Origin of the sequence: Allomuricauda sp. CP2A (assembly GCF_001683915.1) — a bacterium.
GTDB lineage: Bacteria > Bacteroidota > Bacteroidia > Flavobacteriales > Flavobacteriaceae > Flagellimonas.
Genome location: NZ_LXTT01000086.1, coordinates 1 through 1,644, shown reverse-complemented (window position 1 = coordinate 1,644; position 1,644 = coordinate 1). Strand labels below are relative to the sequence as shown.

2 protein-coding genes are annotated in these 1,644 nt (G+C 37.0%); both read right to left on the bottom strand.

Going from position 1 to position 1,644, the window contains the following annotated elements:
- Positions 1-795, bottom strand: a 795-nt coding sequence (locus A7D14_RS10335; protein ID WP_141673344.1) for a hypothetical protein, incomplete at its 3' end; no start/stop codon positions are given.
- A 315-nt stretch (positions 796-1,110) separates the two neighbouring features.
- On the bottom strand, positions 1,111-1,644 hold a 534-nt coding region (locus A7D14_RS10330), incomplete at its 5' end, for an ATP-binding protein (RefSeq protein WP_067032083.1).

Genomic DNA, 1,644 nt, shown 5'->3' with positions numbered 1-1,644 from the left:
ATTTGAGATTTTATTATTTATGATGTTTGTTCGTTTGTTGAATAACTCATTAATGATGGCTGGTTTTAACGAGTTGGAAATGGCATCTTTATTCGTGATTTCTTTATATGAACTAAAAAAATCATCTGCTTTCTTTTCTTCGACATGTTCTAATATTTCTACTAAAAGACCTAATTCCTGAAAAGAGAGCTTTTTATTTATATTGAAACCACTTGATATATTTAAAATTATGTTTGGTGACCTGTTTGTTAAATACTGACTAAAATAAAGCTCTGCTGTTTCAATTGAAAGTTTGATTTTTAATTCTGTTGGTATTTTACCAAACTTTATATAGTCCATTAAACGATAATTATCTTTAAACTGTTCTGACATTCCTGCACGTAAGCCAGTAACTCCTCTAGTTTTGATTGAAATTATTTCATCTTGGACAGGATTCATTATTCTCGAATAAGTGTTTAGTCCATAAGATGTGTCTAGAAATGGTAAGATGTATTTATAGAATGCCCCTCCGATTATTGAAAAAATTCCAGAAGTTGTATTTACAAGTATGAGGATAGAAGGTATTTGATATTCAAGGGATATTCCTTCGGTGTATTCTTTTGGAAAGAACTTAGCCCATTCAGATTCTTTTTCGCTTGATTGTATTACAATAAGTTTAGCATCATATTCGCTCAACTTAATATCCCGAATAATTAAAGGCTTTTTATTTAATGATAAGTGAGATACAACTCCATCAACCACAGAAGTGAAGTCATATTCTTGTTCTACTTTATATATAGTCGGATTTTGTTTCAAAAATTAGTTTCTTTTTCTTAAGAATGTGTCATGTCTTTTATTAGGCTATCTGAATTTTTCAACGATTAAAGCTAACCTGTTTATATACTGAACTCTTCTGTATATGCATACACTATTTGGTTGGTTATACTTAACTTTCAACAAACCCAATTGATAACAACATCCATAAAGCTAAATGTAGGAAATATCATCTTAAGTTCAAATTCTCAATAAGAACTGCTAGGTGGATAGGGCGGTCAATGTATACCACCTGCGGCGGATGAAAGTGAGCAGTGCAAATCAAGTGCACGAGATCGACTCATTTTGGTGGTGAAGTTAATGTTTATTTTTAATTTTTTTCCTCATAGATTCCCCTTTAATGTCCACCCTGTGCGCTGAGTGCACCAGACGGTCAAGGATGGCGTCAGCGATTGTTTTTTCACCGATGACATCGTGCCATGCCTCCACGGGCAGTTGTGAGGCTATAATAGTGGACTTTTTGCCGTGCCTGTCCTCTATGATCTCCATCAAAGAGTGCCTGTTGATGTTGTCCAATGGTTTTAGGCCAAAGTCATCCAGTATGAGCAGGTCCTGTTTTTCAAGTTTTCCAATGAATTTTAGAAAGGACCCGTCCGCCTTTGAGGTTTTGAGCAGGGTAAAGAGCTTGGCCGTGTTGAAGTACATGGTCCTGTACCCCATTGAGCAGGCCTGGTGCCCAATGGCCGAGGCCAGATAGCTCTTGCCCACCCCGGTGCTCCCGGTAATGAGCATATTTTCACCCTTGTGTATAAATCCACAGGAGGCGTAGCGTTGTATCCTGTTCCTGTCGATGTTCCTTCCAGGGCCGTAATCGATGGCCTCCATAACGGC